Source organism: Aliikangiella litoralis (assembly GCF_052495765.1).
The window spans coordinates 3,098,125-3,122,995 of the sequence record NZ_CP199292.1 but is presented as its reverse complement, the minus strand read 5'-3'; the positions used below and the strand labels follow the sequence as shown (position 1 = coordinate 3,122,995).

19 protein-coding genes are annotated in these 24,871 nt (G+C 35.5%); 12 read left to right on the top strand and 7 right to left on the bottom strand.

What is annotated here, in order from left to right:
• Window positions 1–21 precede the first annotated feature (21 nt).
• The 5 genes from ACT5E3_RS12805 to ACT5E3_RS12785 form a co-directional block, all read right to left on the bottom strand.
• A complete protein-coding gene (locus ACT5E3_RS12805) occupies window positions 22–1,101 on the bottom strand; it encodes a succinylglutamate desuccinylase/aspartoacylase family protein (protein ID WP_444993931.1) in 1,080 nt (359 codons plus the stop codon).
• A gap of 11 nt (window positions 1,102–1,112) precedes the next feature.
• Window positions 1,113–2,018: a 30S ribosomal protein S6--L-glutamate ligase gene (gene rimK / locus ACT5E3_RS12800; RefSeq protein ID WP_444993930.1), complete on the bottom strand. Its 906-nt coding sequence runs from the start codon at window positions 2,016–2,018 to the stop codon at window positions 1,113–1,115.
• 42 nt (window positions 2,019–2,060) lie between these two features.
• Window positions 2,061–2,489, bottom strand: coding sequence for an ATP-dependent zinc protease family protein (locus ACT5E3_RS12795; RefSeq protein WP_444993929.1), 429 nt, complete (start codon window positions 2,487–2,489; stop codon window positions 2,061–2,063).
• Between the two features lie 100 nt (window positions 2,490–2,589).
• Complete coding sequence (nhaA, locus tag ACT5E3_RS12790; protein ID WP_444993928.1) at window positions 2,590–3,777, bottom strand: Na+/H+ antiporter NhaA; 1,188 nt, start codon at window positions 3,775–3,777, stop codon at window positions 2,590–2,592.
• A gap of 4 nt (window positions 3,778–3,781) precedes the next feature.
• The gene (locus ACT5E3_RS12785; protein WP_444993927.1) at window positions 3,782–4,765 is read right to left on the bottom strand and encodes a CorA family divalent cation transporter; all 984 of its coding nucleotides are present in this window, start codon (window positions 4,763–4,765) and stop codon (window positions 3,782–3,784) included.
• 247 nt (window positions 4,766–5,012) lie between these two features.
• On the opposite strand from ACT5E3_RS12785, the gene ACT5E3_RS12780 reads away from it, so the two are divergent.
• From ACT5E3_RS12780 to ACT5E3_RS12755, 6 genes are all read left to right on the top strand, one after another.
• Entirely contained in the window at window positions 5,013–7,097 is a 2,085-nt protein-coding gene (locus ACT5E3_RS12780) for a mechanosensitive ion channel domain-containing protein (protein ID WP_444993926.1), read from the top strand.
• Between the two features lie 162 nt (window positions 7,098–7,259).
• Complete coding sequence (locus tag ACT5E3_RS12775) at window positions 7,260–12,878, top strand: alpha-2-macroglobulin family protein (RefSeq protein ID WP_444993925.1); 5,619 nt, start codon at window positions 7,260–7,262, stop codon at window positions 12,876–12,878.
• A 159-nt stretch (window positions 12,879–13,037) separates the two neighbouring features.
• On the top strand, window positions 13,038–13,484 hold the full coding sequence (msrB, locus tag ACT5E3_RS12770) for a peptide-methionine (R)-S-oxide reductase MsrB (RefSeq protein ID WP_444993924.1): 447 nt from the start codon (window positions 13,038–13,040) through the stop codon (window positions 13,482–13,484).
• Window positions 13,484–13,981, top strand: a complete 498-nt coding sequence (msrA, locus tag ACT5E3_RS12765; protein ID WP_444993923.1) for a peptide-methionine (S)-S-oxide reductase MsrA — start codon at window positions 13,484–13,486, stop codon at window positions 13,979–13,981. The genes msrB and msrA overlap by 1 nt, the downstream gene beginning before the upstream one ends.
• 321 nt (window positions 13,982–14,302) lie before the next feature.
• A complete protein-coding gene (locus tag ACT5E3_RS12760; protein WP_444993922.1) occupies window positions 14,303–14,845 on the top strand; it encodes a hypothetical protein in 543 nt (180 codons plus the stop codon).
• A gap of 132 nt (window positions 14,846–14,977) precedes the next feature.
• Window positions 14,978–15,466, top strand: coding sequence for a MarR family winged helix-turn-helix transcriptional regulator (locus tag ACT5E3_RS12755; protein ID WP_444993921.1), 489 nt, complete (start codon window positions 14,978–14,980; stop codon window positions 15,464–15,466).
• A gap of 33 nt (window positions 15,467–15,499) precedes the next feature.
• Here ACT5E3_RS12755 and ACT5E3_RS12750 read toward each other — a convergent pair whose 3' ends face one another.
• The gene (locus ACT5E3_RS12750) at window positions 15,500–15,688 is read right to left on the bottom strand and encodes a hypothetical protein (RefSeq protein ID WP_444993920.1); all 189 of its coding nucleotides are present in this window, start codon (window positions 15,686–15,688) and stop codon (window positions 15,500–15,502) included.
• 110 nt (window positions 15,689–15,798) lie between these two features.
• On the opposite strand from ACT5E3_RS12750, the gene ACT5E3_RS12745 reads away from it, so the two are divergent.
• The 5 genes from ACT5E3_RS12745 to ACT5E3_RS12725 all read left to right on the top strand — a co-directional run bounded on the left by ACT5E3_RS12745 (window position 15,799) and on the right by ACT5E3_RS12725 (window position 22,265).
• Complete coding sequence (locus ACT5E3_RS12745; RefSeq protein WP_444993919.1) at window positions 15,799–16,245, top strand: hypothetical protein; 447 nt, start codon at window positions 15,799–15,801, stop codon at window positions 16,243–16,245.
• Between the two features lie 4 nt (window positions 16,246–16,249).
• A complete protein-coding gene (locus tag ACT5E3_RS12740) occupies window positions 16,250–17,698 on the top strand; it encodes a sodium:solute symporter family protein (protein ID WP_444993918.1) in 1,449 nt (482 codons plus the stop codon).
• Between the two features lie 105 nt (window positions 17,699–17,803).
• Window positions 17,804–18,874 (top strand): aspartate/ornithine carbamoyltransferase family protein, encoded by a 1,071-nt coding sequence (locus tag ACT5E3_RS12735; RefSeq protein WP_444993917.1) that lies wholly within the window; start codon window positions 17,804–17,806, stop codon window positions 18,872–18,874.
• Between the two features lie 64 nt (window positions 18,875–18,938).
• On the top strand, window positions 18,939–20,960 hold the full coding sequence (asnB, locus tag ACT5E3_RS12730) for an asparagine synthase (glutamine-hydrolyzing) (protein ID WP_444993916.1): 2,022 nt from the start codon (window positions 18,939–18,941) through the stop codon (window positions 20,958–20,960).
• Window positions 20,961–21,026: 66 nt separating this feature from the next.
• The gene (locus ACT5E3_RS12725; RefSeq protein ID WP_444993915.1) at window positions 21,027–22,265 is read left to right on the top strand and encodes a Zn-dependent hydrolase; all 1,239 of its coding nucleotides are present in this window, start codon (window positions 21,027–21,029) and stop codon (window positions 22,263–22,265) included.
• Between the two features lie 255 nt (window positions 22,266–22,520).
• Here ACT5E3_RS12725 and ACT5E3_RS12720 read toward each other — a convergent pair whose 3' ends face one another.
• On the bottom strand, window positions 22,521–23,507 hold the full coding sequence (locus ACT5E3_RS12720; RefSeq protein ID WP_444993914.1) for a DNA-binding protein: 987 nt from the start codon (window positions 23,505–23,507) through the stop codon (window positions 22,521–22,523).
• 418 nt (window positions 23,508–23,925) lie between these two features.
• Between ACT5E3_RS12720 and ACT5E3_RS12715 the strand changes: the two genes are divergently transcribed.
• Window positions 23,926–24,846, top strand: a complete 921-nt coding sequence (locus ACT5E3_RS12715) for a tyrosine-type recombinase/integrase (RefSeq protein ID WP_444993913.1) — start codon at window positions 23,926–23,928, stop codon at window positions 24,844–24,846.
• Window positions 24,847–24,871 lie beyond the last annotated feature (25 nt).

The following is a 24,871-nucleotide window of genomic DNA, read 5'->3' as shown; positions in this document are numbered from 1 at the left end:
GCGTTAACTTAAATATTTCAATTAGTTCATTTCAATATTTTCACTGGTTGTTGACAGCATCGCATCGGGTTCCAGGCTATCTTGAAAATTCTCTACTTGCTCAGCGACGTTGCTTGCTTGTTTTTGATAGTAAGCAAGGTGGAACAGGGCATCTCCCTCATGAGTCAAAGGAAGATTTGTTCGACCTATTAAAACTCCTTCAGTGGGAGCAAGTACATTAAATTCACTCTGTCCAAGCGGATCAGAAATAATTCCTAAAACACTTCCTTTTTCAGCTTTGGCTCCAAGAGGAATCATCACTCTAAGAATACCGCTATGAGGAGCTCTGACCCATGCCGTATTAGAAGAAACAATGGGGAGTAGATCTTCTTTCACTTTCTTTTTCTTTTTAGGTTTCATGCCTAGCTCACGCATTACATTAAAGATCCCTCTAACACCAGCACGTATAGCAAGTTCATCAAAACGCAATGCTTCACCTGCTTCATACAATAAAATAGGGATCCCAGCTTCTCCACCACTTTCTCTAAGCGAACCATCTCTGATTTTAGAATGAATAATTGCCGGAACACCAAAAGCCAAAGCTAGTGATTTAACCTGACTGTTTTCCATATCAGCTCTTATTTGCGGCAAGTTTTCTCTGTGTCTAGCTCCTGTATGTAGATCAATTCCATAATCACATTTTCTAACGATTTCTCGAAAAAAAGTGTTCGCCATTCGGCTGGCTAAAGAACCTTTACTTGTTCCTGGAAAACAGCGATTCAAATCACGCCCGTCAGGTAGGTAACGAGAGTAACTAACAAATCCGTGAACATTGACAATAGGAATAGCGATTAGAGTACCATTGAGCTGCTTTATTTGTTTTTGATTGAGTAAACGACGAATAATTTCAACACCATTAATTTCATCACCATGAATTGCTGCACTAACAAATAAGCACGGGCCTTTTTTCTTACCGTGAATCACATGTACTGTTAGTGGCATATCATCATGTGTCACCATTGCAGCCAAAGGAATACTAATGGTTTTTTGTTCGCCGGGTTGAATAGTCACACCACCAATGGTAATCGTTGAATTTTTTTCAACCTTTTGCGGTTTATTCATAATGTCCATTATCATCCTTTACCTTTTGTTTTATTACTATTGGGTTTAGCATTTATTTCAATATACTCAATAATCGCGCCAGCAACATCTTTTTCTGTTGATTTTTCTATACCTTCTAAGCCAGGAGATGAGTTGACTTCCATAACAAGCGGACCTCTTTCAGAACGTAATAAATCAACACCTGAAATCTTTAATCCTAAAATTTGAGCTGCTTCAACAGCCGTTTTTCTCTCTTTGGGCGTAAGCTTAATAATTTTAGCTGTTCCACCTCTATGTAGGTTAGAACGAAATTCACCTGCTTGTGCTGTTCTTTCCATTGCTGCAACTACTTTTTTACCAATAACTAAACAGCGAATATCACTACCACCAGCTTCTTTGATAAACTCCTGAACCAAAAAGTCTGCACCTAATTCTCTAAAAGCATCAATAACACTTTCTCCAGCTTTTGCTGTTTCAGCTAAAACCACACCACGACCTTGAGTGCCTTCAAGTAATTTAACCACTAATGGAGCACCACCAACACGTTTAATTAATTCTTTGGTGTTATCAACATGATGAGCAAAACCTGTTGTTGGCATTCCAAGACCTTTACGCGACAAAAGTTGCAAAGCTCTCAACTTGTCACGTGAACGGCCTAAAGCAACAGATTCAGTTAAGCAATAAACCCCCATCATTTCAAATTGTCGAATGACAGCCATACCGTAATTAGTGATCGAAGCACCAATTCTGGGTATAACAGCATCAAAACCAACTAACTTCTCACCTTTGTACCAGACAGATGGTTTAGTTGAGGTAATTTCCATATTACATTTTAACGTATCGATAACATGCATTTCATGTCCACGTAATTTGCCTGCTTCTACAAGTCTTTTAGTAGAATAGAGCTTTTTATTCCTAGATAAAATGGCGATTTTCACTGCTTTTTTCCTTAGTAAAGTAACTAGGTACTTATTTGTTTGTTAATTAGATAATATGTATTCATGTTCTGGATCTACCATAATCCGTCCTACCATCGCCTGACGCCCCAATAACATTAAATAAGACATATTGGAACGATCTGTAAGGGTTAGCTCAATATTCCAAGACTGATCTTTAAGACAAATTCTTGTATTGATAACATACCGATTTTCACTGACTTCATTTGATGTTTTTATCTTACGCTCAGCTTTAACTTTAGCTTCTCTTCTCACTATTTTATCGACATCGTGGTAATCAGGGTGTATATCAAAACTAACCCACTTAGCACCATCTTTAATCTGCTCTTTAATATTATCGACATGCAGAGAAGAGGTTTTAGCGCCTGTATCAACTCTCATATGTAAATCTTTTATTTTTAAGTCAGGCAATGAACAAAATTCTAGTGCGCCCACAGTCATTTTTTGTGTCATGCTAAACTCCTTACTAATTTAGTTGTTATTGATTTTCTCATTTTAATAAGTATTTTCCCAAGACTAACTCAAGTAGGATTGAGTAAAAGTGTACACAAGCTTATTCTTTTGAAGAAATTTGTTGACTGCTTTTCTTTAACAAAATATAGCCTGTAACCGCCGATAAAATAGAACCGATTAAAATACCTAAGCGATCAGCTTTAGTATCTCCTGCACCGCCATATTCAAAAGCAAGCCCTCCGATAAATAGGCTCATGGTAAAACCAATACCACATAATATGGAAACTGAATAGAGCTGTGTCCAGTTTGATTTTTCTGGAAGCTGTGCGATTCCCAATTTAATTGCAATCCAACAAAGCGAAAATACACCCAATTGTTTTCCAATAAACAAACTCACGATAATACCAAGTGGTATTGGTTGTAGCAGTTTGTCTAATTGAAAACCCTCAAGTGAAACTCCAGCATTAGCAAATGCAAATAAGGGTAATATGCCAAATGCCACCCAAGGATGTAATGAATGAATTAATTTTTTAGATGGACTATCTATCGTTTCATCTGGCACTTTTAGTGGTATCAGCAAGCCTGTTATAACACCAGCCAAAGTGGCATGTACTCCAGATTTAAGAACGCAAATCCAGACAAAAATCCCCACTAAAATGTAAGCAGCTAATCGAGTAACATTAAGTCGGTTTAAAATAAATAAGCAGACTATTCCAATAAAAGATAAGCTTAATACTGAAACAGAAAGTTCTGAAGTATAAAATATAGCAACAACAACAATCGCAATAAAATCATCAAATATAGCTAGCGCCATTAAAAATATCTTTAATGTGACAGGTACATGTTTACCTGCTAAAGCCAAAATACCCAATGCAAAAGCAATGTCTGTTGCAGTTGGAATAGCCCAGCCATGTCTAGACAACTCATTTTGCCAGTTAAATGCCAGATAAATTCCTGCTGGAACAATCACACCACCTATAGCTCCAATTAATGGAAGCACTCTTTGGGCATTAGTTTGCAAGTGACCTTCGAGTAACTCTCGTTTTATTTCTAAACCAACAACCAAAAAAAAGACAGCCATAAAACCATCGTTAATCCAAAGTAAAAAAGGTTTGTTAATACCTAACTCTCCAATATTAACGCCAACAGGTATCATTAATAAATTTTGGTAGGCTTCGGCCAAAGGTGAGTTTTTTAAAGCCATAGCAAACACTGTGGCTATAATTAAAATAATCCCGGAAGCAGACTCTAATGCCAGAAACCTTCCAATAAAAGACTGATTGTTCATTTATCTATAACCATTTCTTACGTTTAAAAAACAAATACTCTACAATGCCAATGATAATAACAATAATACAAACAATTAGAAATGCGCTGGAATTATCCACGCCGGGAATCCCGCCAACATTAATCCCTAATAGCCCTGTGAGAAAACTTAAAGGTAAGAATATAGCGGCAATAATTGATAATAAATACATTGTTTGGTTCGATTGCTGTAACAAGCGTTGGTTTTTTGCTTCTTGTAACATTAATATGCGCTCAGCTATTTCAGATAATTCATCAACATAAATGTGCATGCCGTAATAAAGCTCTCGCCAATAGCTTTGCAACCCTTTTAAATAATGGTTATTTGTTTGTCGCATACGCCTTAATACATCGCGCTGTGGAACCAAATGTCTTTTTAGTTTAAGTGCTTGAGTTTGCAGCTCTGATAATCCGGCGATTTCAATGCCACTTTCGAGAGAATGTGTATCTTCAAGAGTATCAAGTTGATTGCTCAATTCATAAACAAAAGGTTCAATTTTAGAGTCTATGCTCTGCAAAAGGTTGAGGAGTAGGGTGTCGACTGTTTCAGGCCCTGTCCCTGATTTTAGCTGGTTTGCCAACTTTTGAACAGATTGTAGCGGTTTAAAGCCCAAAGTAATTATCCTTACCCCATCAGTCCATATTCTTAAAGAGACCATTTCCTCCAGTGAGTCACCACTATTCAGGTTAATTCCTTTAACAATTAATAATACTTGTTCATTATTGATTTCTGAAAAACGAGGGCGAGTATCATCTTTTAATAAAGAGTTAACGATTTCTGGGTCTATAATACTGTCTTCAGAGTGAAGCCACTGCTCAACGTGAGGGTGCGTTCGATCTAAATGCAACCATAAAGGACCTTGCTGTTTTGTCCATTGAAATACCTCATTCCAAGTAATATATTGCTTGGAATTTCTCAGTAAACAGGCATGTATTAAACCATTCTCACTGGGAAGAAAGCTTTGCGACATAACTACTTTATCCTCATTAGATCTGCGTACGTTCAAAAGTGAATATAATTTAGCTCATTATATACTTGTTTGTTCAAGCTGTAGTGAATAATTTCTTAATCGTTCGCCTTTATTGACCGACCTTTAAATTGATGCTTTTTTAAGCAGCTACAATGTGAAGTATTCGCGATTAATAAATATACAATTAATGTTATAATTATTCCGGTATTTAAAACACACTAAATATTTAAAGAGTCGTTCCGTTAATATGTCGAATAACCCTTGCAGTTACTACAAAACATTTCTAGTTGTCTTAATTTTATGCTTAATGACACCTTTATTTACCAACGCTTATTCACAAGCAGAAACCAATGAAAAACGACTTACTCCCAATTTTGATAAAATTAACAATGACTGGTGGACAGACTGGAGTCAGTTATCTTCAGAAGAAAAAATAGAATGGTTAACTATCATTCGAAAAAACTTTGATACAGCCATCTCAAGTCTTGATTATGCCAATGAAAGACATGAGAATATCATCTTAATACATGATTTGCTCGCCTCTTTAGAAAAACTGGTTAACCATCAGAGTGAGGCTCTACTACCCGAAGCCCCCAATAAATTGACATTAGAATCATGGTTAGCATTATACCGAACAACTGAAAGACTAAATAATGAAATACAGCGAATAGAGGCTGAAAAAAAACAGCGCACAGAAGCGATCGATTACATTAAAAAACAATTACAAGAACTCAATGTACTTCATCGAAAGCTTGAACCTGAATCTTTTGAGCGAATTTCGAATGGTATTGCTTTTTATGCGACTCAAATTAGTTTGCTTTATGCACAAGAAAAATTAGCTCATGCTAAGCAACAACTCAACACTACTCAAGTGAAATTTAAAACAGCAACTCTTCGCTTAGCCCAAAGCGCAGAAAACCTTTCAAGCTCAGCAGAGTTTGATAAACATTTGCTATCGCAAAAAAACACCTTATTATTAAAAATAGAAAAACTCAAAAGTGTTATGAGTTCTTTGCAGAGAAGGGCATGGTCTTCTCTTAGAGGCGAAAAAGAAATTGTTTTTTTACTTTCATATCAAGAAGAAAAGTTAAAATTAATTTCTACACAAAGCCAACTATTATCTATTGATATACTACTTCATATTAGTCAAATGATACAAGGGGTTGGGCAAGTTTCTCAGCCAGAGTGGGGAGTAAAAAAAGCACGTTTAATTCAAGAGTATGAATTATTAAATTCACAACTTGCAGCTTACCGAGAACAGGTTTTGGTCAGTGGTGAAGCCGCCAACGAAATGATTTATACAAAAACCCAACGAAGTGTTTGGGAGTATTTAGAGTCCAATCAAAAATTATCCAATGAACTCAAAGCAAAACTCAGAGATATTGATTTTTATTTACAGTCTTATCAACAGTTTATTTCTTTAAGAAAAGGCTGGCTATCTGAAATTGGATTTGGCTGGAGTTTATGGAGTGATCAAGCGGAGAGTAGTTTAGATAATACGATTAATTTCACTTTGTTTACAGTCAATGAATACCCAGTCACGCTTTTTGATTTATTTAATGCACTATTTATTATTGTGTTAAGCATTATTGCTTCTAAGTTTTTGAAAAAGGTACTTTACAAGTTTGGTCATAAAAAATCGGTTAGTGAATCAACTATTTTTAATGTTGCTCGAGTTTTACATTATATTATAATCACAACAGCAATTTTAATTGCATTATCAATTTTAGGTATAGACTCTTCAAAAATCACTTTAATTGCAGGTGCATTATCGGTTGGTATTGGTTTTGGTCTACAGTCTATTTTCAACAACTTTGTCTCTGGTTTGATTTTATTATTTGAACGACCACTCAAAGTAGGAGATTTAGTAGAATTAGAATCTGGCGTAAGAGGGCGTATAAAAGCCATTAATGTACGTTCAACCCAATTAAAAACCAGAGATAATATTGACGTATTAGTACCTAACTCAGAATTTGTTAACTTTCGTGTTATCAATTATACTTTTTCCGATCCATTAAGACGCATTCACATTGCTTTTAGAACTTCGTTAGATAGTGATAAAGATAAAGTTAAACAAGTGGTTACTGAAGCGGCCGAACAAATTGATTTTACTCAAAAGAATAAACAACATGCACCAGAACTTTGGTTGAAAAAAATTGGAGAATATAGTCTTGAATTTGAACTGGTTATTTGGGTTAATGCAAATAAAGTACCTGATAACGACGGTGTAGATGCAACCTATTTATGGAAGATTGATAGTGCATTGCGTGAAGCAAATATAGAGATCCCTATACCACAAAATAAGGTTTTTCTAAAACGCAATAAAGAATAATTAAAGAATTTATAAAATATGCCTTCATTTATTATACCAATTAAGAGAGACAACTGGATTTGAATATAATATTTGTGGTCTAATAAGTTCAGTTATATTAATTTTTATGTCGTTATTATCTCCCGAAAAAATAAACGCTTAATTATAAAAGGATGCTAATTTGTGAAATATTGGGGATTGGTTATTTTTGTGTTAATAACAGGATGTCAACTAAATAGCTCGGTTGAACACCGTTCAATTGGCAGCTTAGCTCAACTTACATGGAAAAGTGAATCAGATAACAATAGAAAACTAAAGCCACTTAAGATTACTCATGTAAACAGTGATATTGATATCGACTATGTCGAGCTAGAGTTTGTATTTTCTCAAGACATGCAGCGAGTGGCAACAGAAAATATTCAATATCAAATTAGTCCCAATCTGCCATGCTTGTGGTATTGGACTGACACACGTCATTTAACCTGTAGTATCAATGATAGTTTAAGCTTACAGCCTGCGACAAAATATGAATTAACGATTGAAAATGGGCTATATAGTGCAAATGGAGAAAAACTCGCACCATACAGCTATCAGTTTAAAAGCCAACATCCCAAAATTGACTATTATGATGTTAAATGGTTAGCACCTGAAACACTTGAGTTGAGTGTCAATTTCAATATGGGGGTCAACAAAGAAAGCTTAGAGAATAAGCTTTATCTACGTGATTTAAATGGTAATATTGTTTTTTTAAGTGCTTTCTTAAATAAAAATAACAAAGTCAGTAGTGTTCATCCTGAAAGAATCAAAAATAGCTCATGGTTGCTTAAACCAATAAACAAGCTAAAAAAAAATACTGTTTATCATTTATATCAAGCAGAAGGGATCTCTACACCGCATGGAAAACTAGCTTCCCAACATCTGAGATTAACGGATAAATATAATAAAATAAAAACTTACGGCGCTTTTAAATATATAGGAAATCACTGTAATGTATATGACACTTGCCCACCAAACTATGGGCAAACTCTCACATTTTCAACCCCAATTGCTCCTGTTGAACTTGGTAAATGTGAGACTGAACTACAAGCATATGATATTAAGTTGTCTACATTTAAAAACAACAGCAACAGAATAGCAATTACCCCAAGTCATCCAGAATCAACGGTTACTTTAAAGTGTTTTGAATCAATAAAGGATATATTTGGTAGAAGGTTAACGCAGGGTTCACAAGTTAAAATAACAACCGGAGACTATATTGCATTTCATAATACTCTCTATACTAGTGAAACACTAACAATGAACGATAAGCTAAAGCTGAATCACCAGACAGTCAATCATGATGAAATTGATGTCAATTTTATAGAGTATAACTTTTCTTCAGTTAATGATAAAAAGTTGAAGCATAAAAATTTAAAAGTTAATTTTAAAAAGAACATTACGAGCTACACAAATCTTTTACCTGAGAAGTTAAAATCGGCTATCAGTGTTGGTGGGGTTGTGAGTACGAACAAGATAAACTCAAATGCTCAACCCTTCTTTATACAAAAGTCTAACTATAATGCAATAGTTCAAAATGGTGGCAATAACTTATTACTATTTATTAGTAATATTTATAACAATAAGCCTCTGTCTAACACTCGCTTTACCGTTAATCTAACAGATCAAAAACACGGTAAGTTAATTGTTTTGGAAACTCAAAAAGCTAAAACCAATCATTTTGGTGTAGCATTAATTCCAAAATTTAAAAAAGCTTCAACCTTGGACCGTTACACCAGTTTAGTTTTTAAACTAAGTAATGATGAGCAGTTTTCTGTTCGTAATGAACATCGCTTATCACCAAAGATAATCAATGAGCAGGTAACAGATTCAAATAGAGAGGATAATAGCAAAGTATTTTGGGGGATCACTCAAAAACCACTTTACAGACCAGGCGAAACTGTAAAGTTCACAGGCTTTGTAAGACAATTGAATGGCATTTATACCGAAATAACTAAATTGCCCCAAAATACTTTATTGTATGTCGATGGGCAAAACATTGATTGCTATAGTTTAAACAGGTGTGACTCCTTTCATATCAATAAAAATGTTAAGCAAAATAAATACGGACAAATAACCGGAGAGTTTAAGTTACCTGCATCAGTATCTGATGGACGTTATGTGATTTCGCTAGACACTCAAAATTATGACAACAACATTGTTAATAAACTCTTTTTTGATGTTGCTAATTTTAAAAAACAATCAATCAAAGTATCTGTTGAGCCTGAAGTGAATGGTATTCTTACTGAAGAACAATTAAAAATTAAATCAAAAGCTCAGTATTACTCTGGCGGACCTTATTCAGCAGCTAATATTGAAGTTGGAGTAACTATTAGCAATAGGGATTTTAATAAAGTATTGAAAGGATATGAAAAGTTTTATTTTGAAGCTAACCAAACCAGCGAATCGAGTAATCAAGATAATTATTACTTCAATGGTGGAAGATTAAATCCAGATGGTGAAAGCAGTACTAGCATTGTAATTCCTCCTAATAATATCAATTACGGCACTATAGAAGTAACGGCTTCTTTAACAACTGATGAAGGAGAAAAAGTATTCAGTAGAGGCGAGGAAGTGACTTTTTCTCGTAGAGGTTATTATGTTGGTATCGAAAAACTTGACTGGTGGTTGCCAGCCAATAAAAAGATAGCATTAAAAGCTGTTGTTATTGGAATAGATGGTCAAGTTAAACAAGATGTCAACATCAATTATTTTATTAGAAAAATAGATCATTTTTGGGAGAGAAGTTCTAATAAATTACCAACTGAAAAAAAACTAGTTCAATGCCTAACAGATAAGGATTTGAGTGGATTATCGGTTTCAATTGCTAATCAATGTCTATTTACTCATCAAAAAACAGGTTATTACCAATTAATTGCAGAGCTTGTTTACCCCGATGGTAGCATCCAAAATTCAAAAACAACACACTATTTTTATAACAATGCTCAAACAGATAATGGTCTAGTTGTTCAAGCCACTAAAGAAACACTAAAGGTTGGAGATAAAGCTAAGTTAAAAATCAAACATAACTTAAAAGAAGCTGCTGCATTAGTCACTATACATCGTGGTAAATTACTTGATTATTGGTGGCAACCACTTGCTAATGGAATTAATGAACTCTCATTTGATGTAAAGGAAAATTATGCCCCCGGCTTTGATGTTACAATTTTTGTCAATTATGGCGATTTAACAGAAGAAAAATCAAAAAAACATCCTGATCTTGCTCAGGTTATTACACAACGTTTTAAAGTTGAACCTCCATCAATTCAACCTTTAGTTTTGATTGAAAGTATCAGTAAAAGCTTTAAACCAGGTGAAAATATAACTGTTAGTTTAAAAAATATTACTCAAAAAAAGGCAAGTGTCGTTTTAGCATTAATTGATGAAAGTATTATTGATCAATTAAAAAACAACGAATACTTCAAGATCGAAAAGTCATATTTAAGTTCTAACGAATTGATATGGGACTCTCCTAAACTATATGAAATTACTAAAAGGCTTTATGCATCACAGTATAAAATGCCACCACCAATAGATACAGGAGAACAAAAGATTGTTATTGTCGGCTCACGAATTTCAGGAAACAATGATGAACTTGATTATTTAATGGTGCCTGAGCCAGTAGAAGCTTCATCCACTCATAAAAAATCGAAGCAACCGCTTAAACTTCGTCAATTATTTAAAGAATCGGTTTACTGGAATAGTCAAATTATCGTTAATGCTAATTCTACTCAAGATATTAAAATCAAACTGCCTGATAACTTAACACAGTGGAAAATAATCGCACTTTCAACCAATCAAACTGGTGAAATGTTTGGTGGTTACCAATCGATTCAAACGGCAAAAGCTATCGAGGTCCATGGACAAATGCCTAGTCAAGTTACACGAGGCGATCATTTTGAGTTTCAAGCCGACTTAATATCAAAAAATGATAAAATCAAGCAGTTATCTATTACTAGTAGCGCTCGATTAATGCCAATTAACAAACAAATTAAGCAAACTAGTAAAATCTTTACAGGCATTAAACCTTATGAACGAAATAAAATAAAAATGAATTTAAAAGCGAGCAACATTGGTCAATTACAAGTTTTAACCGTGGCTCAATCAAACCTTTCTACTCAAATTAATGAAAGTGATGCAATAAAACTTACGACTCAAATTTACTCAAAGAATTTAAAACGTACACAATCTTACTATTCAGTACTACCCGAAGAAACTCAAATCAATATTGACACGCCCAATTATTACTCAAAGAATAATGGCAAACTTTATTTTTCTTTATCAGGCAGTATAATTTCCAGCTTAACTGGCGCATTCAATTATATGAAAGAATACCCACATCAATGTTGGGAGCAAAAACTAAGCAGAGCACTTGTTGCCTCGATAAACCAAGCAGCAAGAAAAAATATAAAAAAAACGAATAGTGAAGATACGACTAAAATAACTTTAGAAGCTCAAATTAATGATGCAATTACTGCTATGGATAATTTTCAGGCAAGTAATGGAGGAATGGCTTTTTTTGGTAAATCAGAAGGTTATGTCAATGTTTTTTTAAGTGCTTATACTTATAAGGTAATTCAATACTTAAACCAACAAAATAGTAAAAAATTCCCTAAATCAAATATAGAAAAACTCAGAATTTTTTTAATTAGACTATTAGAAAGCAAGCATATTACGCTAGAACAAGCCTCTATTATCCTTAATGCTTTAGCCTCAAACGTTGAGAATAAGTCAATGATTTTTGAGTATTTGCCATCCTTAATCCTTAAATACACAGAGCTTGATATATTTAGTAAGAGTCAGGTGTTAGAAGCGGCTAGTCATTATTCAAAGTTTAATAGTGATATTGCACGACTTCAAAGCTTGTTATTAGAAAGCTCAAGAGTAACTCGTAAAAAACGAATTTTTAAAAGCAACCAAAATCTACCGTGGTTTTATTTTGACTTTAGTACTAAAAAATACTGTTCAACAATTTCTAGTCTTATCGCTGCTAAGACCAGCAAAAAAGCAGTAAATCAATTTGTTAATAGTGTTTTGGATTTAAGAAGAAAGTTAAAAGGCGACTTTGGCAATACTCTAAGCAATGCTTATTGCAGTATTGCTATTAATGATTATGTGAAAACTTACGAAAAAAATAGTTCTATAGGAAGTTTTAACTTATCTGTTCAAGATCTAAATGTTAAGATTAGTCAAAAAGAGAATAAAAAAGCCAGTGGTATTTCTTTAGAAAAACCGCTTCTTGTTGATATTGATATCAAACGCTCTGGTTTTGGTTATTTACAAACAACTTTAGAATATATGTTTGATGCTACTCAAACACCTCCTGAATCAAATGGACTAACTATAGAGCGTCAGTATTTTGTTAACAATAATGGACTATGGACAACTCTAGATAAAAAGTCGCTTAAGCAAGGAGATTTTGTAAAAGTAAAACTAAAAATTCACACCTCTTTACCTCGACGTTATGTAGCAATTACTGATACTTTACCTGGTACTTTTTTTGCGTTAGATGAAAAACTATCGACCAATGCTCCCGCAGAATTATTTAAAAAACTCAGTCATAATTATTATTTTAGAGAAAAGCAACTAAGCTCAAGAAATGCTAAGTTTTATGCTGATTACTTACCCGCAGGAATTCATACGATTGAGTACTTAGTAAAAACGACTCATAAAGGTCAGTTTAGTGCTTTGTCTGCAAAAATTGAAGAAATGTATGATGATGATGTTTTTGCAACATCAAAGTCGCATATAATTAAAGTTGATTGAGTTTAATTATATAGTACAGACTAATGGAAACTAGATAATTTTACTAATGTGTATAAAAATAAAGAGTATTAAAAAGTAACAAAAACAATGTTTATTACGTCAAAGCTATAATATTAGTAATTGTCGTTAATTATTGCATTGTAAGAAAGGGGAGACACTATGAACACATATGAGAAAACTGAAGAAGCAATTGCAGAGCTCAATGAAGAGCAGTATCGTGTAACTCAACAAAATGGGACTGAAAGGCCAGGAACTGGTGTATTATTGAACAATAAAGAGCCAGGAATTTATGTTGATATCGTTTCTGGAGAACCATTATTCGCCTCATCAGCAAAATACGAATCAGGATGTGGTTGGCCAAGCTTTACCAAACCAATTGAATCAGAAAATATTCAAGAATTAAAAGATACCACTCATGGAATGACCCGTACAGAAGTTAGATCTGCTCATGGAGATAGTCACTTGGGTCATGTCTTTACCGATGGACCTCAAGATAAAGGTGGCTTGCGATATTGTATCAACTCTGCATCTTTGCGTTTTGTTCATCGGGATGATATGGAAAATCAGGGTTACGGTAAATATATCGATCAGGTAGAGGAAGTATAATGAGTAACGAACGCGCTGTATTATCAGGTGGATGTTTCTGGGGCATGCAAGACTTGATTCGCAAGCTTCCTGGTGTAACTTCAACTCGTGTAGGTTACACGGGGGGAGATGTTACCAATGCCACCTATCAAAACCACGGTACTCACGCTGAAGGAATTGAAATCCTGTTTGATAATGAGATCGTCAACTTTCGTAAGATCCTGGAATTTTTTTTCCAAATACATGATCCAACAACACTCAATCGTCAGGGTAATGATAAAGGCTTATCTTATCGATCAGCCATTTATTATACATCGGAAAAACAACTTGAAGAGGCGCTTCGAGTTATCGAAGATGTTAACGCTTCAGGTTTATGGCCTGATAAAGTTGTAACTGAAGTAAAGTCGGTAGGTGACTTCTGGGAAGCAGAACCAGAACATCAGGATTACCTGGAGCGATATCCTAATGGCTATACTTGTCATTTTGTACGTTCAGATTGGGTGTTGCCGAAAAATTGATGATCAGAAATGATGCGCCCGACTTCTCTTTACCTTTGGCGAGGTCAGGCTTCATTGACATATTTCATCTTGAGCTAACAATCTATTAGTAACAGTGTATTAGTATTCTTAATACTATGCGATATAGCATTAAATAAAGCTAAAATAACAATAGAAATACTCAATGCTTTTTTCAGGCAAACGGACATACCGCAAACTTTACACCGTGTTAAAATATTAATTAATGACAAGTTAATGATTAATGTTTAACAAGCAATAAATACTTAATCAAATCGTTATGTCCATACCCATCAATTATAAAAAGGAAATATAAACCGATAGATGATTAATAATAATGACAGGTTGTTTCTCTTAGCTTTCATTAGCGCTTGTATATTTTTCTTATATTGGTTGACAATAACCTTTACCTTCAACTTAAAATTTTGTTGGACGCCATCTGAATTTTGGCTCGCTGAAGAAGAATTACTCAGTCCATACACAGCAATATCAATCATTTTACTTTCTTTATCAGCTTGGGTAACCATTGAGTTTTTTTTAAACTATAAAAATAACCAAACATTGAGCTTAAATTCAATTTTTATAGTATTTATTATAGCTTTTCTTTCAGCAATGAGTTTTGGCCACTATCGATTGTATCAGACATTGCAAGCAACAAGGGGAGAGCTGCTTTTCTATGATATATGGCCTAATGAAAAGCGATACATACCAGTTATCACACGGGATTTTCCTTTAGGCATTAGCTGGCAAGAATATTTGTACAATGAAAGTTGCACCGCAGGCTTTCATCCTTATGAATATACTGAAGAGAAGCGATATAAAATCTACCGCAATTATCAAGAATTAATTGAAAAACACTTAAAATGAGTATCTTTTTTTAAGACAAAACTATTCATTTGAAGATGAAACGATCTTGTCATTAAACGTTTTTAACAGTATCTTATCAGTCTATGTACTATATTCAAAAACAGTTAACTTGGAGAGTTGAGAAAGACACTAATGGAAAAATATGATGAGTTGTTAGTCTCAATAAGAAAAATCATTCGTTCAATCGATCTGCATTCCAAAAAGCTTAATAAAGATTCTGGTTTAACTGGTCCTCAATTACTTGTATTACAAGCAGTAAAGCGAACCGATGGGATCACAGCTAAAGCGATTGCAGACAGTGTTAATCTAAGCCAAGGAACCATTACAACTATTCTTGATAGATTGGCAACGAAAGGGGCTATTAACCGCGTACGAAGCGAAACCGATCGAAGGCGCATATCAATTTATTTAACTGATAATGGTCAAACACTTTTAAATGACTCGCCTAAACCACTTCAAGATTACTTTATTGAACGTTTTCAAGCGCTTGAAACTTGGGAACAGAATCAATTGCTATCTTCTGTTGGGCGCATTGCAAAAATGATGGATGCTAGTGAACTCGATGCAGCACCATTACTTGAAATTGGTGCAATTGTTGATAGTGAAAAAGAAGATAAGTAAACATTGCTAAAGCTCGTTGTTTATAGCATTTTTCTAAAGCTTGTAAGGATCTTCTACCCATTTTTGAAATATAAATTTGGCCAGTTCTGACATTTGAGGAACATGTTTATAGATATCAAATTGATAGTAATTTTCTCCCAACCATAAACCGCCTAAAATGCGAGCAGTAGCAGCATTTTCAAGCGCCATAATAGGAATATTTTTTCTAACCCTATATATCAATTTATTACTAAATTTGAGACTAGTGTATCAACTTTTTCAAGTTTTGTAATTTGAATTCAAAGTATTTATACGATAAAATATTTTAAACACTAGCTGATAGCAATATAGAAATGAAGCTTATACAAGTGCCTTTTTTCGCAATATCTCTATTAATTATAGATAACTGTATTGCTTACAACGACAATATAATCGTTTTATCTCCACCTCAACAGACCTCTAAAGAAGGTTTTTTTAGTTTGAGATGGAATAATATGAATTCAAAGGATAATCTCAGTTTACAACTCAGCTTAGATAAGCATTTCTCACCAATATTAAAGAGCTACAAATTATCTAGTCAAAATCAAATAGCACTCAGTGGCTTTAATGAAGGTCGCTATTATTTTAGATTAACTGATGGTTTTGAACATCAAATAAGTAATTCCGTCACCGTTGACGTAAAGCACAGAACTCTTAGTAGCGCAATTAACCTTTTTTTGTTGGGCGCTATTTTATTCCTAATCTTACTTTTTGCCCTTTATTTTTCAGGGCGTTACAAACAACAACCAAAACTACGGTAAATTCATGGATATAGTTACCATCCCAGTCAGTTGGGCCTTAACTATTTTATTATTGTTTGGAGCCTTATGGGTTATGTTTGGCTGGTGGCTTGGTCGTAAAAACCGCTCGCTTGATGATTTTATGCTAGCAGGTAGGAATGTTGGGTTTGCTTTTGCTTCTGCAACGGCTATGGCAACCTGGATCACGAGCAATACAACACTAGTCGCACCTCAACTAACTTATCAGTTCGGCATCTGGGGTATGGTCGGCTATTCTATGGCTGCTTTAGGGTTGATTCTATTTGCTCCCTTAGCCGCACGAATTAAAAAGCTCATGCCACAAGGTTATACCTGTGGTGACTTTTTTAGACTTCGCTATGGAAAATTCGCCTGGATTACTTTTCTTATTGTTTCATTATTTTATGCATTTGGCTGGTTAGTTAGTCTGGGCATGGCTGGAGGGATATTGCTTTCATCATTAAGTGGCTTAGACTACCACATTGGAATGACTGTTATTATCGTCGTTTGCGTTTTATACACCTTGCTTGGTGGATTGCGGGCCGTTATTGCAACAGACTTTGTACAGACTATCATCATTTTGTTTGGGGTATTAGCTATTGGTTTCATTTGTATTCGTGACGTAGGTTTAGAGACGATCTATACATCAGTCAGTGAAGAAAGCCCACAGCTTTTAAACTTATTATTTCCTGCCGCAATCATGTTTTTATTTAACAATATCTTTTTTGGTATTGGTGAGATTTTTCATTCAAATGTTTGGTGGTCTAGAGCATTTGCATTTAAAGAAAGTATTGGTAAGCGCGCTTTTTTACTCTCGGGCATATTATGGTTTCCCATACCAATAGTGACAGGTTTTGTTGCTTTATCAGCTTCTTCTTTAGGTATTTATCCACCCAGTGCAGACATGGTAGGGCCAATGATTGCAGCTAAACTACTTGGTAGTATCGGTGCGGTGTTTGTTTTTATCATTGTTTTTTCTGCATTAGCTTCAAGTTTAGATTCTCTTTTAGCTGCAACCAGTGATCTTATCACTAAAGATATTTATAAAGGGTTGATTAACCCAAAGGTAGATGAGAAAGATTTATTAAAAGTAAGTAAATATATCATTATTTCATTGGGAGTATTTACTTGGCTACTTTGCCTTCCCAAACTAGCCACTCTGGGAGAGTTGCTCAACTTCACAGGAGCATTTGTCGCTAGCACTATTTGGCCTATTGTGTTTGGGTTATATTACAAACGATTATCGGGTATTGCCGCTGGATTGGCAATGTTTTTAGGAACAACCTTTGGGCTCATTGCTTATTTTACTATCGGTTTTTATGTTGCAGCACTTGTTTCTTGCTTGTTCTCACTTTTAATTTGTTTATTCGGTATGTATTTCAAAAATATTAATTTTGAATGGAGCCGATTAAACGACATACCTTCTAACAAAAGAGTACCCAACCATGTTGATTAGTTTCGATTGGTTTCAACTACTTATTTATCTGGCGCTGGGAGCCACTTGTTTTTCTCCTTTAGTTCTTCTGGCGCTCTTTTTTAATGACTGGCAGAAGGATCGGTTATGGTAGATTCTCAACTTAAAGAGAAAGTGTCTTTTTCTAGGGACACACTGGACGTTTATGGTGATGCTCATCCCAAAGCATTGTTACGCAGCATTTATGAAGAAGGCGATTACTTAAAGTCACTTGAGTCAGAACACATTGTATCTAGCGATCAATTTAACCGGAATACATTGCTACAATTATTTCGCCTTGCAGCTAAGTATGAGAGTAATCCAGAGCGGTTTAGTACACCTCTTAAAGGCAAAATATTAATCAGCGCTTTTTATGAGCCGAGTACACGAACTCGTCTATCATTTGAAAGTGCCTGGCATCGGCTTGGTGGCGATATTATGTCTATCACCGATAGGGCAACAACCGGTATTGCCAAAGGTGAATCTCTTAGTGATGTTGCTGAAATGTTTAACAACTATGGTGACTGTGTTGTATTAAGAGATTCAAATGAAAGTTCAGTTCAAGAAATGATGAGTAGCCTGCGGATCCCAATTATCAATGCTGGAAATGGTATTGATGAGCATCCAACACAAGCACTTGCAGATCTCTATACCATTTTTAAATGGAAACCAGAGCTTTTGATTACTCCCGAGAAAAAAATAAAAATCGGTATTATTGGTATCCCCAATAAAATGAGAACGGTGAGAAGTCTACTGAAATTATTTACATTCTTTCCTGATATATTTGAAGAGGTAGTTATTATTCATGATGGTACTAATGAAAGTATTTTTGAAAAAAAACAACTAGAACAACTTCAAAATAGTGGACTGAATATTAAAATCACTACTCAGTTTAACAGAACACTTCCTACTCTAGATGTTATTTATATCAATGCTATTGCATGGGTTGGAAATGACTATGAATCCTTTGGCGAACGCTTTGTCATGAATAACCAATCTCCCCTGAAAAAAGAAGCCATTATTCTTCACCCTTTAGCGCGAGGAGAAGAATTAGAAACCAGCTTGGATGAAACTTCTCACAACTGGTATTTTGCACAAGCACGCGGAGCTGTGTTTTTAAGAATGGCATTATTAACCTGTATGTGTCAGCGAATGGAAAGAGTCATGGATGTTATATGAGTTGCCTTTCAAACAAACATTTATTCATTTGTTGATAAATCAAATTTAAAATTAGGAGTAGTTTATGTGCGGTATTGCTGGTGTTTTTCACCACGCAAAAGAACATAACGTTGACCCACAATTGTTGGTCAATATGGCAGCCATTCAATACCACAGAGGCCCTGATGATTTTGGGTATGCCAACCCCGATGGGTTAGGATTGGGAATGAGTCATGCACGTTTATCAATTATTGATCTTAACAAAGAAAGAGGGCGACAGCCTCATGTAGGCGATGATCAAAATTATTTTCTAGTACATAATGGCGAGTTTTATGACTTTCAAAAAATCAGAGCCAATTTAACCAGTCAGGGAGCTGACTTTAAAAGTAAAAGTGATTCGGAAATTATTCTGCATTTATATCCAAGGTATGGCATAGAAAAAACCATTGAACAATTACGGGGCGAATTTGCTTTCGCACTTTATGATAAAAATGATGATTGTCTATATTTAGTCCGAGACCGTTTTGGTGTTAAGCCACTTTATTGGACAGAAACACCTGATGGCATTGTATTTGGTTCTGAATTAAAAGTTCTTTTTGCTCATCCCAAAGTTAAACGAGAATTAACAGCTCAAGGAACTTATCATCAACTAATTCAAGTTATGGTTCCTGGTACAACCGCATTTAAGGATATTCATCAAGTTAGTCCTGGTCACTTTATAAAAATAAAACGACGTAATGGACGTCTGACCGTAAAAGAGCAAAAATACTGGGATATTGATTTTCCTGTTGCTGGAGAATATATCGATCATAAAGATGAAAGCTATTACATTGAAGGGGTCCGAGAACAATTACTTGAAGCAGTACACCATCGTTTACAAGCCGATGTTCCTGTTGGTTGCTATCTTTCTGGCGGCATAGATTCTTGTTCAATCTTAGGACTTTCTGCTGCAGTTCGACAAGATCCAGTTAAAGCATTTACTATTGGTTTTGATAGTGAGGACTATGATGAAACACCTATTGCAACAGAAATGGCGCAAAAAACAGGTGCAGAACAAACAATACTCAAACTTTCGGCAGAACAACTTTACGAGAATTTTTCTCGCACCATATGGCATACCGAAAGAACCATTTACAATACACTCGCAGTAGCCAAACTATTAATGAGCGAGACAGTTCGTAACAATCAATATAAAGTGGTTTTAACGGGAGAAGGTTCAGATGAACTTTTCGCTGGTTACCCTGCATTTCGTCAAGATATGTTTTTATATGGCCTTGATGATTTACCATCAACACTCAAATCAGAATGGCAAAAAAGTCTTAACGATAGCAATCAATTATTTAAAGGAGCAATGCTTCCTCGAGAATCATTTTCATCAGCAGCAATGAACGAAATAGTTGGTTTTACGCCTACTTGTTTACAAAACTGGTTACATTGCCACGAGTTTGGAATGCAATTATTAAATGTCGATAAGCGCCAAGCGCTTAATCAATATGATGCAGGTAGAGCCATTGCAGAAACGTTTGACCAAAGCCAGTTAGAAGGTCGACATCCACTTGATAAAGCGCAATATGTATGGATTAAAACCATGTTAGAAGGTCAAATATTAACTTGGGGAGGAGACAGAGTTGATATGGCTAACTCGATGGAAGCTCGTCCTGCATTTCTCGATCATCACCTTGCAAAATTTGCAACAGAAGTACCGCCACAAATGAGAATAAAAGGGGCCACTGAAAAATATGTGCTTCGAGAAGCGATGAAAGGGCTATTACCAGAATCTCTTTACAAAAGACAGAAATTTGCATTTATGGCACCACCAGCACACACAGATGAAAATAAATGGCGCTCAATGCTCAATTTAATGAGTGAATATGCTAGCAAAGAAAAAGTTCAAGCCGCCGGTGTACTTGATTATGATGCGATTGAATCACTCATAAAAAGTCATGATGATCCAAATATGGATCGAGAAGTTAAAGTTCAGTTAGACGGAGTACTCAATCATGTACTTGGTGTTCAGTTGCTTCATAATCACTTTATCGAAACTGATATTCCAGCCATTGCTTACGAAAGAGCCAAACAATTAGGGTGGTCTGTCAATAAAACCTAAATATTTTTTTCTGTTTTTTATAATACGGAAAAATAAAATTTAATTTTTCAGAGATAGAAAAACGATATGTTAAAAGTCAATATAGAAAGAATTGAATCAGATTTATATGCACTTTCCAAATTTGGATTTAATACCAATGATAAAGGTATATATCGGCAAGGTTTAACTGAAATTGACATGCAAGCACGCCGCTGGCTAATGGATAAATATAACGAAGCTGGAATGGATGTACACATGGATGGTGCAGGCAATGTATGCGGTCGTTATGGCTCATCAACTGAGCCGGCCATTACGATTGCCTCCCATTTGGATTCTGTTCCTGCCGGTGGAATGTTTGATGGAACACTCGGTGTTATTAGCGGCCTTGAAATTGTTCGTACTTTAGCAGAAAACCAAATTGAACCTAAATATCCAATTGAAGTTATTGCCACCAGTGAAGAAGAAGGGCGATTTGGTGGAATGTTAGGAGCACAAGCATTATCAGGCCAATTGACTTTAGAATGGTTAGAATCAGCACAAGATCCAAATGGTGAGCGATTGGTTGATGCTTTAAAAAAAGTTGGGCTAGAACCTCAAGAAGCATTACATGCTAGGCGGGATCCCAAAACGATTAAAGCTTTTCTTGAGTTGCATATTGAACAAGGGCCCGTTTTAGAAGCTCAAAATAAAGAAGTAGGAATTGTTACTGGCATTTCTGGTGTTTTCAAATGGTTGGTCAAATTAATTGGTAAAGCTGATCACGCTGGTACAGCACCAATGGACATGCGCAGTGATGCATTTATGGGGGTGGCTGATTTTGCCCATGAAATCTCTCGAATTATTGACGAAGAAGGGAGTGACTCGTCCCGCTTAACGATTGGCCGTGTTGAACTGAAACCTGGCTACGCACATACAATACCAGGCGAAGCTTACTTCACATTGGTTGGGCGTGATTTAGATCCTCATGTGATGGAACAACTGGCTACTAGTTGTCGAAAAGTTCTCTCTGCAATTGCGCGCAAACATAATTTAATGTTTGAATATGAGCAAATGAGCTGGTTAGAGCCCAAAAAATTCAATAACCAAATTATTAACTTGGTTGAATCAATCGCAAAAAAAGAAAAACTCGACTACTTAATTATGCCAAGTGGCGCAGGTCATGATTGTCAGTTCTTTACTGACTTAGTACCAACAGGTCTTATTTTTATTCCCAGTGTGGGTGGAATTAGTCACGCTCCAGATGAATGGTCTCATTGGGATGATGTTGAAACAGGTAGCAATTTGTTATTGAAAACGGTGTTAGAGTTGGAGAATGTTGAAAGTTAACTTAGGTTCCATCTAGAATTATCTGTAGAACCTTCCTCAAAAATTAGCTCATTTGTTAGTTGTATTATTATAATTCTTATTTAACATAATATGCATTATGCGCATCTAGACCCCTTGGAAGAGACTGGACGACAGTTTCAGTGGACGACCAACTAATTCATTGAAAATCCTCCAACTAACCCCCTTAAATTCCAACTAAACTCCAAATTTCGTCGTCCAGTTTGATTAACATACTCAATCAAGCTAAAGCTAACTTTAATTATTGGTCTTCTCTTTAGTAGGCTTTTTCTTGACAGTATTTTTAGATAGCCGACCTCGTTTTTTAAGTTGTTTGATTTCTTCAGTGAATTTTAGGTTCGCTTTCTTGGTATTATCGAGTTGAATTTTAAGCGACTCATTATCTCTGATTAACTGATCATTTATAGATTCAAGCTTTGTGCCTTTCAATTCTACTTTTTTAAGTTGCTCTTTATTGACTCTAAGCTCGGTATCAACACTAATTTTCTCTTTTTCAAGTGACCTTAACTTTGAATTTTCCATGGTAAGCTCATCTAGCTTTTTATTGAGTTGTTTAGTATTTTGTTTCGCCTCGTCATAGAGATTAAGCCATTTAGCTTCGTTGTTTTCTACGCGTACTAATTCGTTTGAATGCTTGATGTTAATTTCTTTAATTGCATTCTCATGCTGCATTATCAGTTGTTCGTTAGCTTTTTTAAATTCATCGAGGCTCCTTAAAAGTTCTTTATTTTTACTAATTAATGACTCAATTTGAGCATTATTTTTCGTGTTTATACGAATGAACTGTTGTTCTTTCTCATTAAGCGTCTGATCTAGCTGAGCCTGAGCACCTTCGAGGTATTCATTGTTTTCGAGAGCTTTAGCCAAGTTTTCTTGTAGTGATTCTATTTTAGCTTCAAGTGTTTGGACTTCCTTTTTTTGAATGACGTCTTTCTCTTTGGCTAGAGATTGTTCTTGCTCAAAACGTTTCTCTGCGGCTTCATTTGCTTTGACCCAGAGTTGTTCAAACATCGGTACTAACTCTTCTGGAAAACTATCAGGCAAAGTACGAATTGCTTTTCCTTTCTGTTCTTCACGAAACTTCGCAAGGTGTTGTTGCCAGGTTGAATTGCTGCCTGAACCATAGGATTCTCGAGCACGTTGTATGCTCAGCGATTCTCCCTGGATGAGAATGGTAGTGAAAACTTGTTTAGCTTCTTCATAACTAACACCGTGACGAGCCATAATTGATCCTTTGAACACCTTTTATAGATTGATTCACTGAGTTTATCATTAAATAACATATTACGTAATACGTATAAAATAGCATTAAATAATAATAAAATTCATGATTATTATACTAATCTTGAATTAAATGAAAATTCGTTTATACTGACGTAAAGAGTCTAATTACTAAAGCAAAATCAATAAGATGAGCGAAATTTCCATTACACATCCACTGCCCTTAGAACTTCTTAAACTCGGTTCTGAACTTGATGGGACTCATGGCTCCAATCCTAATGCCGGTAATGGGCTGTTAATTGATGCGCAGAATGATCTAGAAGCGATCAATAGTTGGCTCGACGAATTCAAAGACACGCCTCAAACGTATCGTAATTACCGGAAAGAAATTGAGAGGCTCTTACTGTGGAGCTTGTTGGTCTTGAATAAACCGTTTTCGAGTTTAAATCGAGATGATTTACGAGTGTACGAGGAGTTTCTAGCCTCCCCCGTTCCCACTAAACAATGGTGTGGTCCACGAAGACCAAGGCATTCTGATGAGTGGCGACCATTTTTAGGGCCTCTGAGCGAATCCAGTCGACACCAAGCGTTAGTGGTGATTGGTGCTGCATTTGGCTACTTATCCGATGCAGGCTATTTATTAGGTAATCCGGTTAAATTGTTGCGACGGAAACGAGCAAAGTCTTCGAATAAAAACACAGTCGAACGATTCCTGGAACAAGAGCTATGGCTTTATGTTTGGAACTTTATCGAAGATCTTCCCGAAAAGTCTCTACGTGAACGTGAACATAAAGCCCGTATTCGATTTTTATTCCATTTGCTTTATCTGCTTGGGCCGCGAGTGAGTGAAGTCGCTAACTTGCAAATGAGTGATTTTCGAGAAAGCCGTGGTAAGTGGTGGTGCTATATTCTTGGTAAAGGGAACAAACGCGATAAAGTACCCGTCAATGAATCCATGCTCTCCGCATTAATTGACTATCGGCAATTTTTAGATCTTTCGGGTTTACCAGCATCTGATGAAAATACGCCCGTACTACGCAGTTTGAAGGGTAGCCAAAGTATTTCTTCTAATATGATTTATCGAATCGTTAAAAAGATATTCAATCAAACTGCTGATTCACTTGAGACTGAAAAGCCTGACTACGCATTTAAATTAAGAAAGGCTTCTACACATTGGATGCGCCACACCGCTATGACGCATCTTGCTGATCGCGGAATTGATTTACACCATATCCGCCAAACGGCACGTCATAATGATATCAACACTACTTCTCGCTATTTGCACGCTGATGAAGAACATTGGCATTTTGCTCTCGCGCAACATCAAATTGAAAAGAAGTAAAGGTACGTATTCGTGACCAAAGCAC